Consider the following 22,563-nt stretch of genomic DNA (forward strand, 5'->3'; position numbering starts at 1 on the left):
GTCGGACGGTTTTCGTTTAGCGAATCGGTTGACCTTGTTCGAGTTCGAGCGTTTTTGCTGTTTCGGCATGAATCTGTTCGAACAGCTCCGGATGTTCAACGAGTGAGATCCCGTAAGACGGAATCATCTCCTTGATTTTTGCTTCCCACGCTGGTAATTCGGATGGGAAACATTTCGCGAGCACTTCGAGCATGACCGGTACCGCTGTTGAGGCACCTGGAGACGCCCCGAGTAAGGCAGCGACAGATCCGTCGGCTGCACTGACGACTTCTGTTCCGAACTGGAGTGTCCCTTTTCCTTGTGGTGTATCCTTGATGACTTGGACACGTTGACCAGCGACGACGACATCCCAGTCTTCTGTCTTCGCATTCGGGATGAACTCTCGTAATTCGTTCATCCGTTGTTCCGTCGACAAGAGGACTTGTTCAATCAGATACTTCGTCAATCCCATCTCTTTGGCTCCCGCAGCAAGCATCGTCAAGACGTTGTTCGGTTTGACAGACGCGATCAAATCAAGATTTGATCCTGTCTTTAGGAACTTCGGTGAGAAGCCAGCAAACGGTCCGAAGAGGAGTGATTTCTTCCCATCGATGTATCGTGTATCTAAGTGCGGTACTGACATCGGCGGTGCTCCGACTTTCGCTTTTCCGTAGACTTTCGCATGGTGCTGTTCGATGATCTCAGGATTTTTACAGACGAGGAATAAACCACTGACCGGGAAACCACCGATTTGCTTCGATTCCTCGATGCCTGTTTTTTGGAGCAACGGCAGACTACCGCCGCCACCTCCGATGAAGACGAACTGCGCCGTATGATGCTCGATCCGGTGATCGCGCTCATTCTTCACTTTGACTTCCCAACCCCCGTCAACACGCTTCAAATCCTCGACGCCGTGCTGGTAGTTGATTGTAACATCGTGTTGTGCGAGATATTCAAACAGGATTCGTGTCAACGCACCAAAGTTGACGTCCGTTCCTGAATCGATTTTTGTCGCAGCGATCGGCTCTGGTGACGTCCGACCGTTCATGATGAGTGGAATCCACTCGGCTAATTTCGCTGGATCCTCTGAATATTCCATTCCCGCAAACAACGGATTCGCTGATAGCGCTTCCAATCGTTTTTTCAGGAATTCGACGTTTTCCGTTCCTTCAACCATGCTCATATGTGGAATCGGCATGATGAATTCTTTCGGATTCGGCAAGACACCTTCCTTGACGAGATGCGACCAGAATTGACGTGACAGTTGGAACTGTTCGTTTACTTTGACCGCTTTACTGATATCGATCGAACCATCAGCATTTTCCGTCGTATAGTTCAGTTCGCATAGTGCGGCGTGACCTGTTCCTGCATTGTTCCACTCATTCGAGCTCTCTTCCCCGGCACTCGCGAGTTTCTCGAATACCTTGATGTTCATCTCAGGCGCGAGTTCTTTTAACAAGACCCCTAACGTCGCGCTCATGACTCCGGCACCAATTAAAATAACGTCTGTTTTTTTAGGCATACTGCTCATGATATCCTTCCTATCCCCGTTGATATTATGGACTACCTGTCATGAAAAACTTCCCCCTCATGACGACAACTTACCTTTCCATTATAACCCTATCATAGCTTGCACAGAAAGGAACTTCTTTTACATTCAGAAATGTGTAAAAGCGACGATTCAGGTAAGAAGATTTTCGTCAGCCGGCACACAACCAGGCATGACTTTGACGAAAAACGGTAATCATATAACGAAAGTAAAAGGAGGAACACTCATGGCAACACGCTGGATATTCGGCAATCAATTAAATCACGATCTCCCCTTATTACAGGAAGCAAACAAACAAGACGACGTCATCCTGATGGTCGAAGCGACCTCACGCTCCAAGTGGAAGACGTACCATAAACAAAAACTTGTCCTCGTCTTCTCAGCGATGCGACATTTTGCGGAAGAACTGCGCGAAAAAGGCTTCACCGTCGATTATCGGGAAGCTGATTCGTTCGATCAGGCATTTAAGGCGCACCGGAAAGATCATGATCCGGATCATGTATTCTATACGGCAATCACGGACGAACCGATGCGAAAGGCGATGCACAAGTGGCAAGACGCTTTACCGAAGAAAATCAAGGTCGAGGTCTGTTCCGACGTGCCGTTGTTTTTACTGACACAGGAAGAAGCGGTCGAAGCAATCGGCGACAAGCCCTACAAGATGGACCGTTTTTATCGCAAACTGCGCAAGGAACGAAACGTTCTCATGAACGGCTCCAAACCGATTGGTGGAAAGTGGTCGTTTGACGCCGAGAACCGGAAACCGGCGAAGTCCGGGACGACGTTCCCCGATCCGATTCAGTTTCGTCCCGATCGCATCACAAAGGATGTCATCGACAAGGTCGAACGTGATTTTTCCAATCATCCGGGAGCACTTGATTCCTTTCATTGGCCGGTTACGCGACAGGAAGCGACGCGGGCTCTTCATCGTTTCATCGAAGAACGACTTGAGACGTTCGGAACGTATCAAGACGCCATGCTGACCGGTGAAGATACGTTATCGCATTCGCTCTTATCAGCAGCAATCAATCTCGGATTGCTGACACCGGAAGAGGTCATTCGTCAAGTTGAAGCCGCCCTCGAAGATCAAGATGCTCCGCTCAATGCGGTCGAAGGTTTTATTCGACAAATCCTCGGCTGGCGCGAGTACATGCGTGCCGTCTACCTAGCCGAGATGCCAGACTATGCTTCCGTCAATGCGCTACGGCATGAAGCGGATTTACCGGACTTTTTCTGGACCGGGAAGACGAACATGAACTGTGTCGCTGAATCGTTACGTCCTGTTGTCGAGCATGCGCACAATCACCATATCCAGCGCTTGATGGTGCTCGGGAATTTCGCTAATCTGTTTGCGATCTCGCCGCAACAGACGGCAGATTGGTTCAACGAGATGTACATCGATGCCTATGACTGGGTCGTCTTACCGAACGTCCTCGGGATGGCGCTTCATGCCGACGGAGGAACATTATCGACTAAACCGTACATCGCTTCGGCGAATTACATCCATAAGATGAGTGATTATTGCAAGGGATGTCCTTTTCATCAAAAGGACATGCTCGGAGAGGATGCTTGTCCGTTTAACGCCTTGTACTGGGACTTCATCGACCGGCATGAAAAACGGTTCGCTGATAATCAGCGGATGTCGATGATGTATCGGCAATGGGGAAAGCGCGATGCGGACAGCAAACGCGATATTCGAAAGAAAGCGAAAGCACTTCGAAAACAACTGCAGGACGGTGCTTTCGATACACCATAAAACAAGCCGGTCGGATTAGATCCGACCGGCTTGTTTTGGCTTACGCACTTTTTTGTTCAGCTGCTTGTTGTTTCTTTTTCCGGAGGTGATACAGTCCGAATAGTCCGAGGAACCAGACCGGTGTCAGCAACAAGGCTGGGCGTGTATCGTCAGAAAACAGCATGACGACGAGAATGACCGCAAACAATCCGAGCACGAGGTAATTGACGAGTGGTGTCAATGGTGCTTTGAATGTCGACGCCGCATGCAATTCCGGATTTTGTTTCTTGTACCGGAGATGACAGACGAGGATGACACCCCAAACCCAGATGAAGCAGATCGCACTGATCGTCGTAACGATACTGAACGCTTGTCCTGGTAACAGTTTACTGAGCAAAGCACCGACTGAGACGACGATCGTTGAGACGAACAAGGCGTTTGCCGGGACATGGTTTTTATTCAACTTCGAGAACTTGTTCGACGCTTGCTGTTGATTTCCCAGGTTATACAGAATCCGGCTCGTCGAGAACATTCCGCTGTTACACGCAGAAGCAGCGGACGTCAGTACGACGAAGTTGATGATTCCTGCTGCGAGTGGAATCCCGATCAGACTAAATGTCTTGACGAATGGACTTTCTGTCGCACTTAATCCTGTCCATGGGTTGATCATCAAGAGGACGAGTAAGGCACCGACATAGAAGAATAAGATCCGAAGCGGAATCTTATTGATCGCGGACGGAATGTTCTTTTTCGGATCCGCTGTCTCTGCTGCCGATACCCCAACGAGCTCGACTCCGACATAAGCGAAGACGACCATTTGGAACGATAGCAAGAATCCAGAAATCCCGTTTGGCATCCATCCGTCATGTGACCAGAGGTTTGACACGGCTACGGGACCGGCGTCTGTTTTAAAACCTATTGCGAGTAAGACGATTCCGACACCAATCAAAGCAAGGATCGTCACGACCTTGATCAAGGCGAACCAAAACTCGAGTTCACCGAACAATTTAACAGTCAATAAGTTAAAGCCAAGTAAAATCAAGAGCGCGAGAACGGCTGGAATCCATTGCGGGATATCAAACCAATACTTGACGTACAGACCGACGGCGATAATGTCCGCCATCGCAGTCATGATCCAACAGAACCAGTACGTCCAACCGGTCACGAACGCGGCACGTGGTCCGAGATAATCTTCTGCGATATCTGTGAGTGACTGATAACCTGCTTTTGACAATAACAATTCCCCAAGTGCACGCATGACGAAGAAGATCGCGATCCCGACGAGTAAGTAGGCAAAAATGATCGATGGTCCGGCGAGTTGGATCGCTTTACCTGATCCTAAAAACAAACCCGTTCCGATCGTTCCACCAATGGCAATCAACTGTACATGACGATTCGATAAATCCCGTTTTAATCCTTGCTGTTCCAAACCTGAACTCCTCCTTGTGATGGTTTCTCTACGCTTCAGACCGTTCTGTCGGTCCTGAAAAAGAAAAAAGAGACTGGACGAATGTCCAATCTCAACAAAATCAAAGGAATAACCCATACACGCCACTACGACATTCCATGAATGCCCGTCGCTGCATGTGATTACTCTTCTGTCCGTTTGCCTGAGATTGTGAACCCTTCGGCGCCGTGTCGACACGGTCTCTCCAGAAGCTGCTCCTGCCATAGTGTGACCCATGACAATCATAGCTTTCTCTTTATTTGATTATCCGATGCGTCGCTGCATCGATGAATTGTTTCTAATTCTAGTAATCTCTAAAGCGTTTGTCAAATTAATTTTGATATTAATTTTAAAGTTTTAATATCAAAATTAATTGTATCCGCTTACTTCTTATTAATAATCATTGGATGATTAGATTAACTTTTTTAGACCATTTTCCTTCAAATTCTCTAGAGATCTTCATTCCATAAATCTTCCCGCTTAATCGAATATCGTAGTCGTCACCTTCTAATACTTGTACTTTTTGATCTTGGTTTGCCTGTGTTGTGAACGGTGGAATTGATAAATTATAATAACTTTCCTTATCCCATGATGAAGGAATTCGACTTTGACCACCGGTAATATAACTTGAATTCAATCCTGCTACTCTTTTTCCAGCAGCATTTTTTACACTAATTGTTGCCTCAATGACGTCAGGTAATGTGATCGAAAACTCGGGCATATTTTTAATAATTTCAAGATTATACATGTTTCCACTAAGTCTGATGTTTGATGTGCACTCTGGATTTTTTCCAGGGTAATCCGTGTAACCACTATCAAATAGTTTGCCAACCTGCCAGTTAAGATACTTTCCTGTAAAGGCGTCGAATTCAAAATGACCATTTTTATCAATTAAACCGGAAGCAGCAGGTTCTTCCCCAATCGGACTATTCATGAAAAAATAGCAACCTTTCAAATCACTGTTATGAATGGTTCCTTTTACGTGGACCACTAAATCACCTAGGTCTTTTAACAGCTGGCAACTCGAACTCTCACTATCTTCTTGATCTAAATAGCATGTATTACTACCTTGTCCTCCATCAATGTGATCGTCGCCTTGATTACCTTTTAAAGTATCACTGCCTTCTTTTCCAACGATTTCGTCATTCCCTTTATTACCTTCGATTTTATCGTTTCCAGCGAGTCCAATGAGCGTATTTTTACGATCGTTCCCTTGGATTTTATCGTTTCCTGTTCCGCCAGTTAAGTTTTCAACATCACTACTAATTAAATCCTTTTCGTTTTTTTCTCCATCATCTTTTTTATTATTTAAGCTGATATTCAAATCTTTTTTCTTATCGCTATATGAAACGGTATCGATTCCTTCGTTCCCTTTAAAATAATCTGATCCACTTTCCCCTTTGAGTGTATCGTTTCCTGTTCCTCCATATAGTTTATCGTCTCCTGAACCCGCAACAATTGAATCATCACCACTTCCACCATCAATTGTATCGTTTCCTCCAAGACCCTGAATTTTATCATTTCCGCCTAAACCACAAATTACATCAGATTTGCTAGTACCTTTTAAGGTATCGTTTCCTTTTGTACCAATGATCGTACATTTTTTCCCATCGCTTGCTTTTAAATTTTTTGTACTTGCTGTTACTAAATTTTCATTTGCAACAAGTACTAAAATTGCAAGTAATAATACCGTTATAATCGTTTTAGCTAATCTCATTCTTACTTCCCCTATCCAACAAAATTATTTGTGCATATCTTTATCGGTAAATTATTCAAAAATATTAACTAATTATGTAATTTATTAGTTTTTATATATTCTCTTTTATTCTATTTTCTTATACTCAGCATAAGAACTATCTATTTTACTTCCCTTCGGAACGGCTTTATATTGAATGAATTGATAATAAAGTTAAGTAGTTTTCGATTCAGGTATGAAGCGGAACTTCAGAAAAGAAGGGATTTTTATGTCTACCACAAAAAAAGGCTATTTCATGATGATCGTCCTCTGGTTCGCCTATGCGACCTTCGCCATGAACTGGGTCGCGGGTTCATCGTTGACGCCACAAATCACGGCGCATTTCTTCGGTAATCAGACCGTTGACCCCCTCATCTCACAACTCGTCAACTATTCGATTACGACGGCGCGTGTCTTCGCCAACATTCTCGCTGCGCTCATCTTGATGAAGCTCGGTCCGAAAAAAGCACCGTTGCTCGCATTGTTGTTCCTGATGATGTCGATCGTTGCCATCTATCTGCCGAACTACTGGGCGTATACGGTCGCTCGCATGGTCATGGGACTCGGTGGTTCAATGGTCATCGTCTACATGAATCCGGTCGTGACACGTTACGTCCAAGATCCGGCTGAAAAATTACGGATCAACGCCTTCAACACTGTTTCCTATAACGTCGGTGCATTCGTCGTGTCACTCTTGTTCACCTTGTTTGCCGATCAATTCGTCAGTGACTGGAAACTGACGTTGACGATTTTCGCGAGTCTGACAGCGATTCTCTTCTTCGCATGGTGGATTGGTAGTGAGTCGTTCGAGTTGAACGATGCTGCGGACGCGGACGAAACGCCTTACGGTTACGGAGATGCTGTCCGCGATCCGTTCCTCTGGAAATATGCGGTTGCCTTCGGCGGTTTCTTGACGCTCTATATCTTATCGCTCGTCGGCTTGAAACCTGTGTTCGATACGTATACGCAGTTGAACGGTTCGCTCGTCAACCTGTTGGTCTCAGGTGCCGGAATCGTCGGAACGTTCGTCGGTCTACGGATCGGTAACAAAGGAACACCTCGTAAACCGATTCTGTTGATCAGCGGGACGGTCATGATCGCGAGTTTCCTCGTCACGGTCTTGTTCGGAAACATCTCGCCACTCGTTTCGTATGTCTTTGCGTTCATTTCCGGATTTGCGATGTACATCCAGTATCCGATCTTCATGAACTTGGCACACGAACGAAAAGGGATGACACCGCAAAAGATTACCGTCTTATTCGGTCTCTTCTGGGCGATTGCTTATGCGACGCAGACGATCTTTACGATCATTTGGAGTTACGCACTCGGACATGCGGGATATACGGTCTCGATGATCGTCTTCTTCCTCTGCTGTTCCGTGTATCTGTTCTTCACGTTCTTCTTACCAGAAACAAAACCAAAACGGACGGATGCACTTCGAAAATCCGCTTAATCAAGCAACAAGCCCTTCCGAATCACCGGAAGGGCTTGTTTTTTATGCCTCGTTATGCGCGCCATAACTATGACGAAGAGCAAATAACAGCCGAATCAATGATTCATGATAACCGATGAACCATCCTTCTTCGATTCCGTTAACGATTGCTTCTTCTGTCATCCAAGAGACGCGCTGGACTTCTTCTTCCTGCAGCATCAAAGTCGTCAAATCCACTTCCTGCTCGACGAGATAATAATCGTCAAAACCGATTTCAAACGGGATCGTCAGATGGGGACGGATGCCTGTGAAATCGATATCGAGTCCAAGCTCTTCCGACAGTTCCCGTTGCGCTGCCATCTGACTCGTATCCCCACTAATCGCACTGCCCCCGACCGTCAGATCCCACATGTTCGGCCAACCGGATTTGAACGGTTGCCGTTGTTGGACGAGCATCTCTCCTTTGGCGTTAAAGACACAGACGTGAATCGTCATGTGATAATCGCCGGCTGTATGTGGCGTTCCCCGTGTCCAGAGCCGTCCTGTTTTCTTACGATCTGCTGTGTATACGTCCCACTGTTCCATCCTAAATCATGCCCCTTTTTAATCAATGAAAGATGTAGAGTTCGAACTTTCCTCCGCCTTGACGCAATCAATCGCGACGACGAGAGCGATCAACAATTCTTCCATCGCTTCATCTTCGACTTCAATCATGTACTGGTCGGTCCAAGAAATCCATTTTTTCTGAACGCGACCAATCCGTTGTCCCTGTTGTAGAACTTCAAAATCGACATCCCACCAGTCACCCGTCACTTCGAACTGATCCGAGTTAATCGTATAGCGGTCCTTGAAGAAGGTAAGCTCTTTAATAATTTCAAATGATTGCCCTGCTGCTTCGACATAAAAGACCGGTCGGAAACTGAACGTTTTCTTCTCGATTTCGGCGACGACTTCTCCGTTTCGGTTCGTTACGGTAAAGGTCTTCGGTAATTTCATAAAACTACCCTCGATGTGATAGGCATCGTGCCCTGCTTCGTCTTGAATCGAGAATCGTCCACGTAAACTGAACGCTTTTTCTTTCATATAGAGTGTATGCATCCCGGTCTCCTCCTTTAGTGTATAGTCTCATTTACGTGATCATCGACGGAAAAGATTCAATATCTGGAAATTATCGTTTGTGTCCGGACTTTCAGTGGTATCAACTTACATATCACGAATCTACGGGAAAGAAGGAATTTTGATGTCTATCAATACGATTGTTCTCTTCATTTTACTCGCCATCGCCCTGTTGATCATCCTTGTCCCACCGCTTCTTCTTTGGCACGTCTGGCGCGCTGATCGTCGTCAGCAAGAACACGCGGTCCTGCGTAACTTCCCTGTCCTTGGAAAAATGCGCTATATCCTCGAAAACATGGGACCGGAACTTCGCCAATACTTATTTCTCAACAATAACGAAGGGAAACCCTTCTCCCGTAATGAATACAAGACGGCTGTCCTTTCCGGCAAATACCAAAGTCGGATTCTCGGTTTTGGATCGGAACGTGATTTTGAAGAAGCTGGTTTTTATGTACAAAACGCCCTCTTTCCAACGAATCGTCAGGAATTACGCATCGACCAGTCGGAACGTGTCGACACACACATCTATCAGATTGACCGCGATGAACTATTTACACGTAAAGAACATCTCGTTGCGAAGCAAATTTCACCGTATCTCTTGAAAATGGAGGATGCACCAGTCATTGGCGCAACGACATGTCGACACCCTTATCAAATCCAAGGACTGATTGGTCAATCAGCAATGAGTTTTGGAGCGCTCGGTGACCGTGCCATTACCGCGCTCTCGATCGGACTGGGTCGCGCCAAAGGGAGCTGGATGAATACCGGGGAAGGCGGGCTGTCTGACTTTCATCTTAAAGGTGACGTCGACATCATCTGTCAGATCGGTCCCGGTCTGTTCGGTGTCCGAACGGAAGACGGTGATTTTTCGTTCGATGAGTTCCAGAAAAAAAGTGAGTTACCGCAAGTCAAAGCCTTCGAACTCAAGCTCGCTCAAGGAGCTAAAACGCGCGGTGGTCACCTCGAAGGATCAAAGGTAACAGAAGAGATTGCCGCTGTCCGGAAGGTCAAAGTCGGTGTCGGAATTGACAGTCCGAACCGGTTCAACGAATTCACGACACCAGAGACGATGCTCGACTGGGTCGAACGTCTACGTGAGATCGGCGGAAAACCGGTCGGAATCAAAGTCGTCGTCGGTAATCTTGAAGACATGCGGCAGTTGATTGCTTATATGAAAGAATCCGGACGTCATCCGGACTTCATGACGGTCGATGGAGGTGAAGGAGGGACAGGCGCGACGTTCCAAGAACTCGCGGATGCTGCCGGTCTACCACTCTTTTCCGCCTTACCGTTCGTCCATCAACTCCTGACGGAAGCTGGTTTACGCGACAAGGTCAAAGTGTTTGCGTCCGGTAAGCTGATCAGTGCCGATAAGATTGCGATTGCTCTCGCTCTCGGTGCCGACTTCGTCAATATCGCACGTGGTCTGATGTTTAATGTCGGCTGTATCCAAGCGCAAGTTTGTCATACGAATCACTGTCCGGTCGGTGTCGCGACGACCGATCCGAAGCTGCAAAAGGCGCTGATCGTCGACGAAAAAAGTTTCCGCGTGACGAACTACATCATCTCGTTACGAGAAGGTCTCTATAACCTGACGGCAGCAGCAGGACTCGTCTCACCAACAGAACTTCGTCCCAAACACGTCATCTATAAGGACGAAGCCGGACACCTGATTCCGGGACCGGACTGGATGACACGGCATATGATGGATCGCTCTCTTTCCTCACGGTAACGAATAGCACTCACTTGCACTTTTTAGCCAGAGCGCTTAAAGTGTATAGTTGATGAAATTCTTTAACCACACATGTGCATTACCTTAAGGAAAGGGTTTAATATACTATGAAAAAGAACTTTTGGCAGGACTTACCACGACCATTTTTCGTCTTAGCACCGATGGAAGACGTCACCGACGTCGTCTTCCGCCACGTCGTCGCGAAAGCGGCGCGTCCGGACGTCTTCTTCACGGAATTCACGAATACAGAAAGCTATTGTCATCCGAAAGGCAAGCAGAGCGTCCGCGGACGTCTCGAGTTCACGGAAGATGAACAACCAATGGTTGCTCACATCTGGGGCGACAAACCAGAATATTTCCGCGAAATGAGTATCGGCATGGCAGAGATGGGGTTTAGCGGGATCGACATCAACATGGGCTGTCCCGTCCATAACGTTGCTGTTAACGGTAAAGGCTCCGGTTTGATCAATCGTCCGGAAGTCGCAGCTGAACTGATCCAAGCTGCAAAAGCGGGCGGTCTCCCAGTCAGCGTCAAAACGCGTCTCGGCTATACGAAGGTCGAAGAGTGGCACGATTGGTTGCGCCACATCCTCGAGCAAGATATCGCGAACCTCTCGATTCACCTCCGGACACGTAAAGAGATGAGTGCCGTTCCAGCGCACTTCGAATTGATTCCGGAAATCAAGAAGTTACGTGATGAAATCGCACCACAGACGTTACTGACGATCAACGGGGATATCAACGATCGCCAACACGGTCTTGAACTCGTCGAGAAATACGGTGTCGACGGTGTCATGATCGGTCGCGGGATCTTCCACAATCCGTTTGCATTCGAAGTCGAGAAAAAAGAACATTCGAGCCAAGAACTCCTCGATTTGTTACGTCTCCAGCTCGATCTGCACGATCATTACTCGGCTCAATTCGAGCCCCGTCTCTTCAAGCCATTACGCCGGTTCTTCAAGATTTACGTCCGCGGATTCCGTGGCGCGAGTGAACTGCGGGTCAAATTGATGGAAACGAACTCAACGGACGAAGTGCGTGCCTTACTCGACGCCTTCGTTGAAGAAGAAGGAATTCACGAGGTCAACTCGTTTTCAATCTAACAACAAAGCACGCCTCCTCGTCTTGAGGAAGCGTGCTTTTTTCGTATCACCAGTGTTCGATAGTTTGACGTGTATCTGCACACCATTGTTCAAAGTCAGACTGATGTGTCAGCAACAGGAAACGTCGTTTGCCGAGTCGCCGATCGAGCCGTGCGATGCCGCGGATGAAAGGATGTGGATGAACGAGCGCTTGTTCAAACGCAAGGTTCGGGTACTGCAACAAGTCCTGTTGCATCTCGTAGTTCTCCATGTACCCGTCCTGTTTGACCTGTCGTTCGATCTCAGCGGATAACGCATGCGACTGCTTCAACCAGTCGGACTGCCATAACGATCCGGCTGGTTTTTCCGGTAACTGTGCAGCTTGTAATGCATAACGCCGCTCGACTTCCCGTTCGAAGCGAAAGTCGTCTGCTCCGAGAATCTCTTCTCCGTCAAACGTCACCCAGACGCGACTAGGACTATCTTGAATCCGGTAGACAGCTGCATGAAAAGCAATCCGTCCCTGTAACGACGGGGCGAGTAGTTGCTCGACCCGTTTTTTGATGATGGAAAATTGCACGCAATCCGTCCTTTCCGTCCAGCTAATCTAATCAGCCGTTCTTCATATGAAACGATTCCGCCAGCGTAAACGTCAACTCTTTTAACTCGAGACCACCGAGTGCAAAGTAGAGTTTCAGATAGTTGTGTGGGTTGAAGACGAAGACGTCCTTCGTCTGACTGACCCACTCGCCGTTCGTTCCGTTGAAGGTGAAGGTCGCGACCGGCATGTTGTTCGCAAACAACGTCACTGGCATCTGCGCCAGTTCACCAGCATTCGAACGTGCCGTCAACGTGACCTGATACATCCCTGTCTCTTCCGCCGTGACAGCGAAGACATGACTGCTGCCTGTCGTCGTCGTGACGTCCGTTAACGGGAAGGCATCTCCACTGATGAGGCGTTGGTGCGAGACCGCTTGCTCTTCGAGCGTCTCCTCTTCGACCGGTGCCCCGAGAACTTCGACCGGTGATACTGTTCCCATCACACGGTCCATGACCGGTGACCGGAGTAAGAACTGACAGATATTCGCGGCACTCCGCAGTAACTCGGAACGTCGAAGTGTTCCGTCAGCGAGAGCCGTCAACGTATCATCCTCGAACGGATTCGTTCCCGGTTCGCCGACGACCATGTAGAGATCGTTTTGCGAACGGACCATCGTCGCCGTTTGCTGACGATTTGCTTCCATTCCTTCGGCATTGATCTTCGCCCACCAGTCGGTCATGACGATTCCGTCAAAGCCCCACTCATCGCGCAAAATACGTGTGTTCTGATCATATAAGCCGGCAGTCCAAATTCCATTGACGGCACCGTACGTCGTCATGATCGAGTACGCTTTCCCGTCCTTGACGGCCATCTCGAATCCTTTCAGGTACAACTCACGTAACGCCCGTTCTGACACGATCGAATCCAGATCGTGTCGGTGGAATTCTTGGTTGTTGGCACTAAAGTGTTTCAACGTTCCCGTCACACCAACCCGGTGCATGCCGTCGAGTTGTGCCACTGCCATTTTTCCAGTCAGATACGAATCTTCCGAGAAATACTCGAAGTTCCGTCCATTGAGTGGATGGCGGTGAAGGTTCATCCCGGGTCCAAGCAACGTATCAATCTCGTTTTTCCGTAACTCAAGACCTGTCATCTCAAATAGATCGGCAATCAACGTCGTGTTAAACGTCGAGGCAAGCAATGTTCCGTTCGGTAACGAGAAGGCTTTCGTCCCGATGTCCATCCGGATTCCGGACGGACCATCCGCGCAGCAGCCTGCTGGAATGCCGAGTGCTTCGAGTTCTGTCGTCACGCCACCGAAGGCGCCCGCCGTTCCCGGTGTGACGCGCGGTGAGTTCATCCCTTCACCTCGGACGATTGCCGCGAGATCCGCATCCGTTAATTGATCGAGGAACGTCTCGAGCGTGACACGTTCTTCTTTGACGTCGCGTAATTTCCAACCGGCATCTTCCGTCTGCGTCCGGTCAACGGGACGCTCCTGTTGACGACGTTGTTCCGGATCGATCGTCCGCAGTGGTGTCGCTTCATACGTTACCGTATATCCTGTTTCGGTCGCTTGCGGTTTGATGCGTTCAAACGCCGTCACCGGTGCCATGTTCTCCGTTAAGACGTCCGTGACGTCAAGCGTCTCGACGGAATGGCTTGCGACTGGAACCGCCGACCTGACGTCCGTTCCGAGATAGAGCTGATACGTGCCAGGTTCTATGACATAAGACGATTTATGCCCGGTGACGCCACTATCGTCATAACTCGCAAATGAGGCGAACGGTACGACGAGTGTGAGAGATTCTTGCTCACCTGGTGCGAGTTCTTCTGTCTTTCCGAACGTAACAAGTTGACGCGTCGGGTTCCCGAGTTGTCCCTGTGGTTTCTCGAGGTATCCTTGTACGACTTCCTTCCCACTCGTCTGCCCGGTATTCGTCACCGTCGCCGTAATCGTCCAAGCATCAGCTGACGTCGTCACGTCTGTCGTCAGGTCGAACGACGTATACGATAATCCATACCCGAACGGATACAAGACCACTTCCGGTGCGAACGTCTCGAAGTAACGGTACCCGACATAGATGTCTTCTTGATACAACGCACGATCGGCATGACCGAAGTATGGTGTCGACGGATAATCATCGAGTGAACGGACGATCGTATCCGGTAGTTTTCCAGACGGCGAGACGCGGCCGAGCAAGAGATCACTCAGTCCAGTTCCGCCTTCCATCCCTCCTTGCCACGCGTAGAGGACAGCACTTGGCGCCGTCTCTTCGACCCAGCGCATATCGATGATATTCCCGACGTTCAAGACGACGACAGTTTGTTTGAAGTGTGTCGCCACGAGTCGGAGCATCTCCTGTTCCGTCTCCGTTAAAAAATAACTCCCTGGATCCGCTGTATTGTCGCGGTCTTCCCCAGCCGTACGACCGATCATGATCAAGGCAACATCGGAGTCAAGCGCTGCTTGCTGAACGAGTGTCGCGTCAAGCGGCATCTCTTCTTGCGACCACGGCTCGGCTGCCCAACCTTCGCCTTGGTCAAACGGATGGTCTTCAAGCCAGTTCTCGTATGCCTTAAGGACGTCTGCGTTCAGCGTTACGTCTTCGCGCAGCATGTCGAGCGGACTGACGACGTTCGTGACGTTGACCATCCCGCCTGATCCTGTTCCACTTTTATAGTAGTTGAACTGATTACGTCCGAAGACAGCGACCGTCGATGCGGGTTGCAACGGGAGCACACCATCATTTTGTAAGAGGACCGCCCCTTCCGCGACGGTTTGCCGTGCGAGTTTTGTATAGGCTTGCCAATCGAGTTTGTATGTCATGCGTCATCCACCTTTGTTAGTTAGTTTGAGAAAAAAGTCGTTTTAAATCCTTCGCGATTTCGTCTAAGCTGTCCTCGGCTTGCGGATACAGACCGAGTTTATCAAGAAAGGCATGTTCCATCCCGCGGTAATGGAGATAACGGGTCTTGACGCCGGCGCGCGCGAGCTTTTTCGCATACGCTTCCCCTTCAAGACGTAAGTAGTCAAACTCTCCTGTAATGACGAGTGCTTCTGGTAGATCGTCGAGCGTCGCGAACAACGGTGAGATCCGTCGATCCTTCGAATCACTTGCTTGAACGTACCATTGCTCGAGGACACCTTCTTCATCTTGAAGCGACAAAATGATCCGTTCGAGTAGCTCGGGTTCCGTTTGTCGGTCATACGCTTCAAGCGTCCAGTCATATTCCGAATTCGGATGTTCCCCGACATTGACGACTGGATAATACAAGACTTGATAGCGGATATACGGCATCGGACGCTCGCGGTCGAGCAAACAACAGACCGTCGCTAAGTTCCCACCGGCACTATCACCGGCGACAGCGATCGCACCTGGATCAATCCCAAGTCGATCAGCGTGTTCGACTGCCCAATCGATCGCTGCATGACAATCCTCAAGTCCTGTTGGAAACGGATGCTCGGGTGCTAATCGGTAGCCGACTGACAAGACGGCGACGTTCCCCTTATCGGCTAATGCTTTACATGGATTCTCGACCGTCTCGAGCGTACCACCGAAAAAACCACCTCCATGGAAATAGACGACGAGCGGGAGCGGACGTGCCGCTTCCGGACGATACAGCCGTGCTTCGATCGTGGTACCGGGTCTTGGGATCGCGAGGACGTCCGTTGAGATTTTTCGAGTCGTCACGTCTTCGTTGTCCCAACCCATGCCGGCACGCGCCAATTCAACTGGCGACGCTCCTTCTGGCATCGAGATCGATGGACGCTGCGTGAGGACGACCTCACGGACACGCGGATCGAGTGTTCCTGGAGTCGAGACGTCGGGAATTGGCTTATCGACGATCTCAAGTCCGTCTTGATGGATGGATGAACGATTTCGTAACGTTCGCAGTAAATCTTGCATCGATGCGGTAGACAAGTGGATCGCTTCCTTTCTAGTCAAACCGTTATCGAAAGCGCTTTCGATAACAATTAAAAAAATTTCGAATGCCTCTTTTTCAAAAAAGAGACCGCTTACATCACAATATACCTGTCTTTGACAGGAGAAGCAAATGTTTCACCTAAAAAAATCAGCGCAGTCGCCTGCGCTGATCCTCATCGTAATTGTTCTTGTGAAACGATTGTAAAACCATCAATGACCGTGTCTTCCTCGACCTCGATCAACAGGCAGCGTTTCCCTTGATAGTTGACTTGTTTGACGTACTTCAAGTCTTGCGGACTGATTGCGATGTTCGCGACCTTCGTATTGATTTTAATCGATTTCGCTTCATAGTTCGGGACGATGTTACTCGCTTTCATCTCGTATGTAGGATCGTCGACGACCGTCTTGAATGCCCGTTCGACTTGTTCCGTGCTGACATCTTCGACACCACTTGCCTTGAGCACACGCTCGACTTCCTGAACGTCAAGCATCGGTACTTCTTCCTCATCTTGATCCTCTTCGACGACGATCAACTGGTTGATGTTTTCATAGACACCGGCTAACGTCTTCGTATCCATCGATTCACCGACGACCGATTTGACGATCTCCTCGAAGATCGCTTTATCCTCATCTGCCGTGACGATCGGTTGACCGTTCAAGACGTTTTCAAGGAAGCCGAAATCTGGTTTATTCGGTTTGCCCGCTGCATACAAGACATGATTGACGTCTGCTGCATTGTCAGTGAAGGTCGGGAAGAGGAACCCACCAATCGGCGACGCCAGTTTGATGACCGGATTGATGAATAAGTTCGACTTGAATTCCCGTTCGACGAAATCAAAGACGAGCGATTGTTTTGGTAACTCCGTCAAGTTAAGGCTACCGAGGATGAACGGTGTCGTATAGACATCGTCATTTGGATCGATCTCCGTCTCATCCGCTTGGCGCTTCGTTGTTTTATAGTATTGCCCGCGAATAAACGTGACGACGAGGTCATTCTCGTACTGAACGTCTTGGACCATCTTCAACGCCATCGTCTGCATCTGCTCGACCCAGTCCTCCGGCTCTTCCGCATACAGTCCTTCATAAAGGAGCTGCTGCGTATGACCCGTCTCTCCTTCTTCCGGATGCGTGAACTTGACCTCGAACAGCTTGACGTCGAGTTTTCCACCTAATACTTTCTTGAAGTTCGCGAGGAACAGCTCCTGTTGTTCCGGATCAAGCAATGGAAACGGTCGGGCTTCCTCATGATAGATTTCGCTCGTCTCTTTTCGAATATAGACGTTGTAGATTTCATGGATTTTTAGTAAATCGGCATCCATCTTGAAGTGACGACGGATGTCGGCGATGTCTTTTTTATTCATGCATACCAGCTCCTCGAATCATTAAAATCCTGCTTCCTGAAAAGCGTACCATATGCGAGATGACCAGACATCTTTTAGAAAATCAATGCGCACGGAATGAATACGCGCGTGTGACAGGATTAACGATCTCATATTCATATTCTTGGTGGGCAGCGCGAGCTTGCGCGATGCAATTATCTAGTTCTTTTGTGTTGAAATAACGTTGCGCTTCCGTCAACGTGCCACTTACGACTAAAAATACGCCGAACACGATCAACCATCCTCTAATTCGTTCGTTCATGATGTAGTCTCCTTTCTTCTCCACCTAAATCCTAACATCAGACCCTTCTATATAATGACAAAAGTTTAATTTTAATAACATTTACACGATATTCATTTCTTCCTAAATAAGTGATGCCATACTAAAAATTGTGAAGGGTGTCTTCACATCACATCATCTCGTCTCATACATAGGAGGAATGACACGTGTTCAAAGCCATCAAGTCCATCGTCATCACTACGCTCGTCTGCCTGACCGCTTTCCAATTCGATACGACGTCTGTTTCCGCGTTACCATCGGGCATCTCATCGAAAGCGACGGCCCAGTCTCAACTCGATGCCTTAACGGTTAAAACAGAAGGCAGCATGACCGGTTATTCGCGTGATTTGTTCCCGCACTGGAGCAGTCAAGGAAGCGGCTGTGACACACGACAAGTCGTCTTAAAACGTGACGCCGATTCATATGTCGGATCGTGCCCCGTCACATCCGGTTCTTGGTATAGTTACTATGACGGACTGACATTCACGAACCCGTCTGACCTCGACATCGATCACGTCGTACCGCTTGCTGAAGCATGGCGCTCAGGCGCAAGCAGCTGGACAACGACCACACGTCAAGCGTTCGCAAACGATTTGACAGGTCCACAATTGATTGCTGTCTCTGCAAGCTCGAACCGTTCAAAAGGGGATCAGGATCCGTCGACATGGAAGCCGACACGGGCAGGTGCGAGCTGTGCTTACTCAAAAATGTGGATCAATACGAAGAGCCGCTGGAACCTCAGCTTACAGTCGAGTGAAAAAACAGCCTTACAAACGATGTTGAACACATGTACATACTAAAAAGGAGTCGATTCGATGGAAACGAAAACCTCTACCTTTACCGCCACGCATGGCGTCATGACGCAAGAAGTTGGTGTCATCAGCGGTGAACTCGAACTCCGGACGACCTGTCAGGAGGATGGAACGTTGGAACTAAAGATTGCTTACGTCGGAGCGATAGACGTCTATACGTTACCCGGCACTTATCGTGTCCATGACGTCCGGGATCATGACGTCATTCATCAAATGCTCGTCAATGTACTGGAACGAACATAATGAAAACAGACGCTGTCCAATCACTGGGCAGCGTCTGTTTTATTCTCAAGTATTTAAAATTAGATTGTTATTATTTACTAAATCGTATGTACTTATCTGACTACTTATCCGGTATAGTGAGATCAACGTCATTATCCGTTTAAGGGGGTATAGCTCATGCGAAATGTTTTGATTCCAACCGGCGTCATCTTAAGTGGTGCAGGTCTCTACATGGCATTAGAGGGTCATGTGCCTGCGTTACTCGTTACGGGCATCATCATGCTGTTTGGTTGCGGTGTCGGTATCATCACGAAAGAAAAGTCAGAGTAAATGTTTATGCCATAGGTAAAAAGACCATTTATTCACATTACCTTACCCCGCGTTATCTCAATTAGCGAGTATAATAAATAATAATTTTTTTGAAAATTAATGTTTTTTGTACTTACCATAATAAATTGAAGTCGACAAATCTATTGAACCTCTATATAGATCACGTTCTATAGACTAGAAGTATTAGAACTCCGTCTCAAACAACTTATCAAGAGCATATGTAGATACAAATTATACTTATTCGATGAAGTAGATTATTATGAAGAGCCGCTAAAGCCTTAGTATACAGGAAAATGAAAAAAAAGATTTACAGACGATATTAAACATATATGCTGGATTATGACACCACCATCGAATACTTATAAACCTACTAAATCAGATAATAAAAAATCGTTAAATTTTTTACATAGTTAAATGTAAATTTTTTTCTATTTTCAAGTTATGATAAAATGAATTTTACATAACTTTAATGAGAGAGTGATCATATTATGAAATCAATGAGTCTTAATCCTTTGAATCTAAAATTAGATTATGAGAACCCTAGGTTTTCTCTATTTAAATTTTCTAATGAGAAAGAAATAATTAATCATCTATTAGAATATGAAAATCTTTATGAGTTAATTGATTCTTATTTAAAAAAAGGTTATATGACTTTGGGTGAACGAGTTATTGTCTTAGAAACAGATGAGGAATATACAGTTTTAGAAGGGAACAGAAGAATTGCAGCTATTAAAGCTATATTTATTCATCAAAGTCTTCTAAAAACAACTTATAGAGAAAAGGTTAAACGTTTTAAAAGTGAAGATTTTCAAGTAGATTGTGATATAGTCTATGACAGAAATGATGCTAATTATAAAATTGCCTCTAAACATATTTCTTCTATAAAGAGTTGGAAAAGTATTGAAAAATATGTTTACTACTTTAACATGTACAATAAGCTGCTAGATAAACATAACTCTAAACAGTCACTAGATTTTATTAAATCTACTACTCCAGAATCTCTAGCAGAAATAAAAAAAGACATAAAATTCTATATTTTCTTATCGAAAATGCATAATTTCACAAAAAAAGATTACCCATCTATAAAGCCTTTGTCACTCTTAGACAACGATGTTTTAACGAGTAGAATATACAGTGCATTAAAGAAAGAACTTAAACTAAAAGAAAATTCCGATTTTTATTTTGATATTCCCAAAATCAAAGAAGAAACATTTGAAGAAATTTTAAAAGCTATTGGTCACGCTGCTTGGATTAATAAAGAAGATATTAAAGATAATAAATTTATTTTAAATACACGCTCTTTTCAAAAGCAATCTCAATGGGAAACTATCCTTGAGGACAATAAAATAATTCCCGGATTAAAAGAACTTATAGACAAATGGAACATAAATCATAGTAACAGCGATTCTGATAGTGATGAAGACTCGAGTTCTCTTGTAAATGAAGATTTTACTTCTAAGAACAATAAAGTAAAAAAAGATGAAAAAAATAAAAATGATTTTACCAATGATAATTCTCAACAAGATTCCGTACATGAAGAATTAAATGAAAAATCACCTAATAATTCTAACGATACAATAACTAAATATCGATTATTTGTCGATAGAACATTATTAAAAGAAAAGTCTTTCTATACTGACTCAGATGTTAATTTAATTCAATTCACTAAATTATATGATAATGATGGTAATCTTATTCCGAGTAAAAGTTCTCAATATAAAAAAATCAAGTTTTCATGTTCTTCAAATAATATATTATTAAAAGAATCTACAGTAATAAAAAATACTAAACCAGGATATTACTCAATTTCAGTTACATTCGATAGTCAACTAGATACGTTAGATACGTTTGATATTTTTATTCAAAGTAAATTATTAACGAGCAGTTCACATTACTCATTTGATTTTATCGAAATTATTACTTCACTTTCTAAAAATAATAAATACTTTAAAATTGTTGAAGTTCTAATGTCTTTACAAAAACAAATTAGCTCACAAAATAATAACGAGACACAAAGCAGTGTTCTTCTCACCTCATTTTTAATTAGAGCATTATTAGAGTATTTGTCAAAAGCATACCGAGATATATATTTAATAAATGAGAAAGAAAACAAAAATGATAACTTACCACATTTAGTGAAAGTTGTATCTGAAGATATGTTTAATAAAAAAACTAACATATTCACTATTGAAATGAAAAAAGCAATTAAAGCACATGATGATATTGAAAGTCTTAACGGAATAGTTCATGATTATCAAACCACTCTGACTGACCAAGACTTTAAAAGAATACTTCAAAAATATTTCCCTTATATAAATGCGATAAAGACTTTTTTAATTGATTTTAAGTAATGGAGAATTATTATGCAAAAAAAAATAAATAATTACAGTCTTTTAAGATACCCTGGGGGTAAAAATAAAGTTTATCCTTATGTAAAATATTTAATTAAAGAAACTAGATCTACTACTTATATTGAACCTTACTGTGGTGGAGCTGCAGTCGCTTTTAAATTATTAATAAATAATGACGTTGAAAAAATCATTATTAATGATTTTGACAGATCAATTTACGCATTATGGTACTCTGTTTTAAATTTTCCAAATGAATTTATTTCATTAATAGAGAATGCAAAATTTACTATAGAAGAATGGAAGATACAAAAATCTATACAAAAAAATAAAAATAACGAACCTTTAATATCTTTAGGGTATTCTACACTCTATTTAAATAGAACAAATAGATCTGGGATTATAAATGCTGGAGTTATTGGAGGAAAAGAACAATTAGGTCAGTATAAAATGAATTGTAGATTTAATAAAAATGAACTAATTCAAAAAGTTAAAATAATTAGTCGCTATAAATCGAAAATACTTTTATACAATAAAGATGCAATTGAATTTATTAAACACAATATAACCAAAACAAAAAATTCATTTACTTTTTTTGATCCTCCTTATTATTGTAAGGGAAAAGCATTATACACAAATTTTTACGAACACGTTGATCATGTCGACTTAGCTACTTCTATAGAAAAATATTTAGTAAATAAGAAGTGGATCTTAACTTATGATTATTCATCAGAAATAGAAAAATTATATAAAAAATATGAAAATTTTATATACAAGTTAAATTATAGTTTAGCTAATTCAGGACAAGGTAAGGAATATATAATATTTTCTAACCAGATATCTTCAAAAAATATAGAAGATTATTTAATACTTGATTGAATTCTAAAAAATGTCTAAATAATAATTTATACTTTA

19 protein-coding genes and 1 riboswitch are annotated in these 22,563 nt (G+C 45.1%); of the genes, 9 read left to right on the plus strand and 10 right to left on the minus strand.

All coding sequences use genetic code 11. The annotated features are described in order from the left end of the window. Positions 1–16: 16 nt before the first annotated feature. The gene (locus AYO36_RS13760) at positions 17–1,510 is read right to left on the minus strand and encodes a malate:quinone oxidoreductase (protein WP_064300758.1); all 1,494 of its coding nucleotides are present in this window, start codon (positions 1,508–1,510) and stop codon (positions 17–19) included. A gap of 244 nt (positions 1,511–1,754) precedes the next feature. Here AYO36_RS13760 and AYO36_RS13765 point away from each other — a divergent pair, with 244 nt between their 5' ends. Beyond that, positions 1,755–3,284, plus strand: a complete 1,530-nt coding sequence (locus tag AYO36_RS13765) for a cryptochrome/photolyase family protein (protein WP_064300759.1) — start codon at positions 1,755–1,757, stop codon at positions 3,282–3,284. A 40-nt stretch (positions 3,285–3,324) separates the two neighbouring features. Here AYO36_RS13765 and AYO36_RS13770 read toward each other — a convergent pair whose 3' ends face one another. Together AYO36_RS13770 and AYO36_RS13775 are read right to left on the minus strand one after the other, a co-directional pair. Next, positions 3,325–4,692: an amino acid permease gene (locus AYO36_RS13770; protein WP_064300760.1), complete on the minus strand. Its 1,368-nt coding sequence runs from the start codon at positions 4,690–4,692 to the stop codon at positions 3,325–3,327. 159 nt (positions 4,693–4,851) lie between these two features. Continuing rightward, a riboswitch (glycine riboswitch) is annotated at positions 4,852–4,929 on the minus strand. A 181-nt stretch (positions 4,930–5,110) separates the two neighbouring features. Beyond that, positions 5,111–6,427 (minus strand): calcium-binding protein, encoded by a 1,317-nt coding sequence (locus AYO36_RS13775; RefSeq protein ID WP_064300761.1) that lies wholly within the window; start codon positions 6,425–6,427, stop codon positions 5,111–5,113. Positions 6,428–6,674: 247 nt separating this feature from the next. Between AYO36_RS13775 and AYO36_RS13780 the strand changes: the two genes are divergently transcribed. Continuing rightward, entirely contained in the window at positions 6,675–7,898 is a 1,224-nt protein-coding gene (locus AYO36_RS13780; RefSeq protein ID WP_050678565.1) for an MFS transporter, read from the plus strand. A 42-nt stretch (positions 7,899–7,940) separates the two neighbouring features. Here AYO36_RS13780 and AYO36_RS13785 read toward each other — a convergent pair whose 3' ends face one another. Beyond that, positions 7,941–8,462, minus strand: a complete 522-nt coding sequence (locus tag AYO36_RS13785) for an NUDIX hydrolase (RefSeq protein ID WP_064300762.1) — start codon at positions 8,460–8,462, stop codon at positions 7,941–7,943. Positions 8,463–8,480: 18 nt separating this feature from the next. After that, on the minus strand, positions 8,481–8,975 hold the full coding sequence (locus AYO36_RS13790; RefSeq protein ID WP_035395470.1) for an LURP-one-related/scramblase family protein: 495 nt from the start codon (positions 8,973–8,975) through the stop codon (positions 8,481–8,483). A gap of 142 nt (positions 8,976–9,117) precedes the next feature. Between AYO36_RS13790 and AYO36_RS13795 the strand changes: the two genes are divergently transcribed. Together AYO36_RS13795 and AYO36_RS13800 are read left to right on the plus strand one after the other, a co-directional pair. Next, positions 9,118–10,725 (plus strand): FMN-binding glutamate synthase family protein, encoded by a 1,608-nt coding sequence (locus AYO36_RS13795; RefSeq protein WP_064300763.1) that lies wholly within the window; start codon positions 9,118–9,120, stop codon positions 10,723–10,725. Positions 10,726–10,832: 107 nt separating this feature from the next. Further along, positions 10,833–11,828 (plus strand): tRNA dihydrouridine synthase, encoded by a 996-nt coding sequence (locus tag AYO36_RS13800; protein WP_029343007.1) that lies wholly within the window; start codon positions 10,833–10,835, stop codon positions 11,826–11,828. 46 nt (positions 11,829–11,874) lie between these two features. Here the strand turns inward: AYO36_RS13800 and AYO36_RS13805 are convergent, their stop codons facing one another. The 5 genes from AYO36_RS13805 to AYO36_RS13825 form a co-directional block, all read right to left on the minus strand. Then, positions 11,875–12,387: an SF0329 family protein gene (locus tag AYO36_RS13805; RefSeq protein ID WP_064300764.1), complete on the minus strand. Its 513-nt coding sequence runs from the start codon at positions 12,385–12,387 to the stop codon at positions 11,875–11,877. Between the two features lie 31 nt (positions 12,388–12,418). After that, positions 12,419–15,178: a glycoside hydrolase family 3 protein gene (locus AYO36_RS13810; protein ID WP_064300765.1), complete on the minus strand. Its 2,760-nt coding sequence runs from the start codon at positions 15,176–15,178 to the stop codon at positions 12,419–12,421. Positions 15,179–15,194: 16 nt separating this feature from the next. Continuing rightward, a complete protein-coding gene (locus tag AYO36_RS13815) occupies positions 15,195–16,274 on the minus strand; it encodes an alpha/beta hydrolase (RefSeq protein WP_231884721.1) in 1,080 nt (359 codons plus the stop codon). 176 nt (positions 16,275–16,450) lie between these two features. Beyond that, entirely contained in the window at positions 16,451–17,638 is a 1,188-nt protein-coding gene (locus AYO36_RS13820) for a DUF4317 domain-containing protein (RefSeq protein ID WP_035395462.1), read from the minus strand. A gap of 82 nt (positions 17,639–17,720) precedes the next feature. Beyond that, entirely contained in the window at positions 17,721–17,918 is a 198-nt protein-coding gene (locus AYO36_RS13825) for a hypothetical protein (protein WP_023469832.1), read from the minus strand. A gap of 197 nt (positions 17,919–18,115) precedes the next feature. On the opposite strand from AYO36_RS13825, the gene AYO36_RS13830 reads away from it, so the two are divergent. The 5 genes from AYO36_RS13830 to AYO36_RS13845 all read left to right on the plus strand — a co-directional run bounded on the left by AYO36_RS13830 (position 18,116) and on the right by AYO36_RS13845 (position 22,527). Next, positions 18,116–18,736 (plus strand): HNH endonuclease family protein, encoded by a 621-nt coding sequence (locus AYO36_RS13830; protein WP_369792036.1) that lies wholly within the window; start codon positions 18,116–18,118, stop codon positions 18,734–18,736. A gap of 15 nt (positions 18,737–18,751) precedes the next feature. Further along, positions 18,752–18,991 (plus strand): hypothetical protein, encoded by a 240-nt coding sequence (locus tag AYO36_RS13835; protein ID WP_064300766.1) that lies wholly within the window; start codon positions 18,752–18,754, stop codon positions 18,989–18,991. A 156-nt stretch (positions 18,992–19,147) separates the two neighbouring features. Continuing rightward, positions 19,148–19,300, plus strand: a complete 153-nt coding sequence (locus AYO36_RS16825; protein WP_156501865.1) for a hypothetical protein — start codon at positions 19,148–19,150, stop codon at positions 19,298–19,300. 488 nt (positions 19,301–19,788) lie between these two features. After that, complete coding sequence (locus tag AYO36_RS13840; RefSeq protein ID WP_064300767.1) at positions 19,789–21,651, plus strand: hypothetical protein; 1,863 nt, start codon at positions 19,789–19,791, stop codon at positions 21,649–21,651. Positions 21,652–21,663: 12 nt separating this feature from the next. Further along, a complete protein-coding gene (locus AYO36_RS13845; RefSeq protein ID WP_197484537.1) occupies positions 21,664–22,527 on the plus strand; it encodes a DNA adenine methylase in 864 nt (287 codons plus the stop codon). Positions 22,528–22,563 lie beyond the last annotated feature (36 nt).

The sequence above is a fragment of the Exiguobacterium sp. KKBO11 genome (genome assembly GCF_001644945.1).
Classification (GTDB): domain Bacteria; phylum Bacillota; class Bacilli; order Exiguobacteriales; family Exiguobacteriaceae; genus Exiguobacterium_A; species Exiguobacterium_A abrahamii.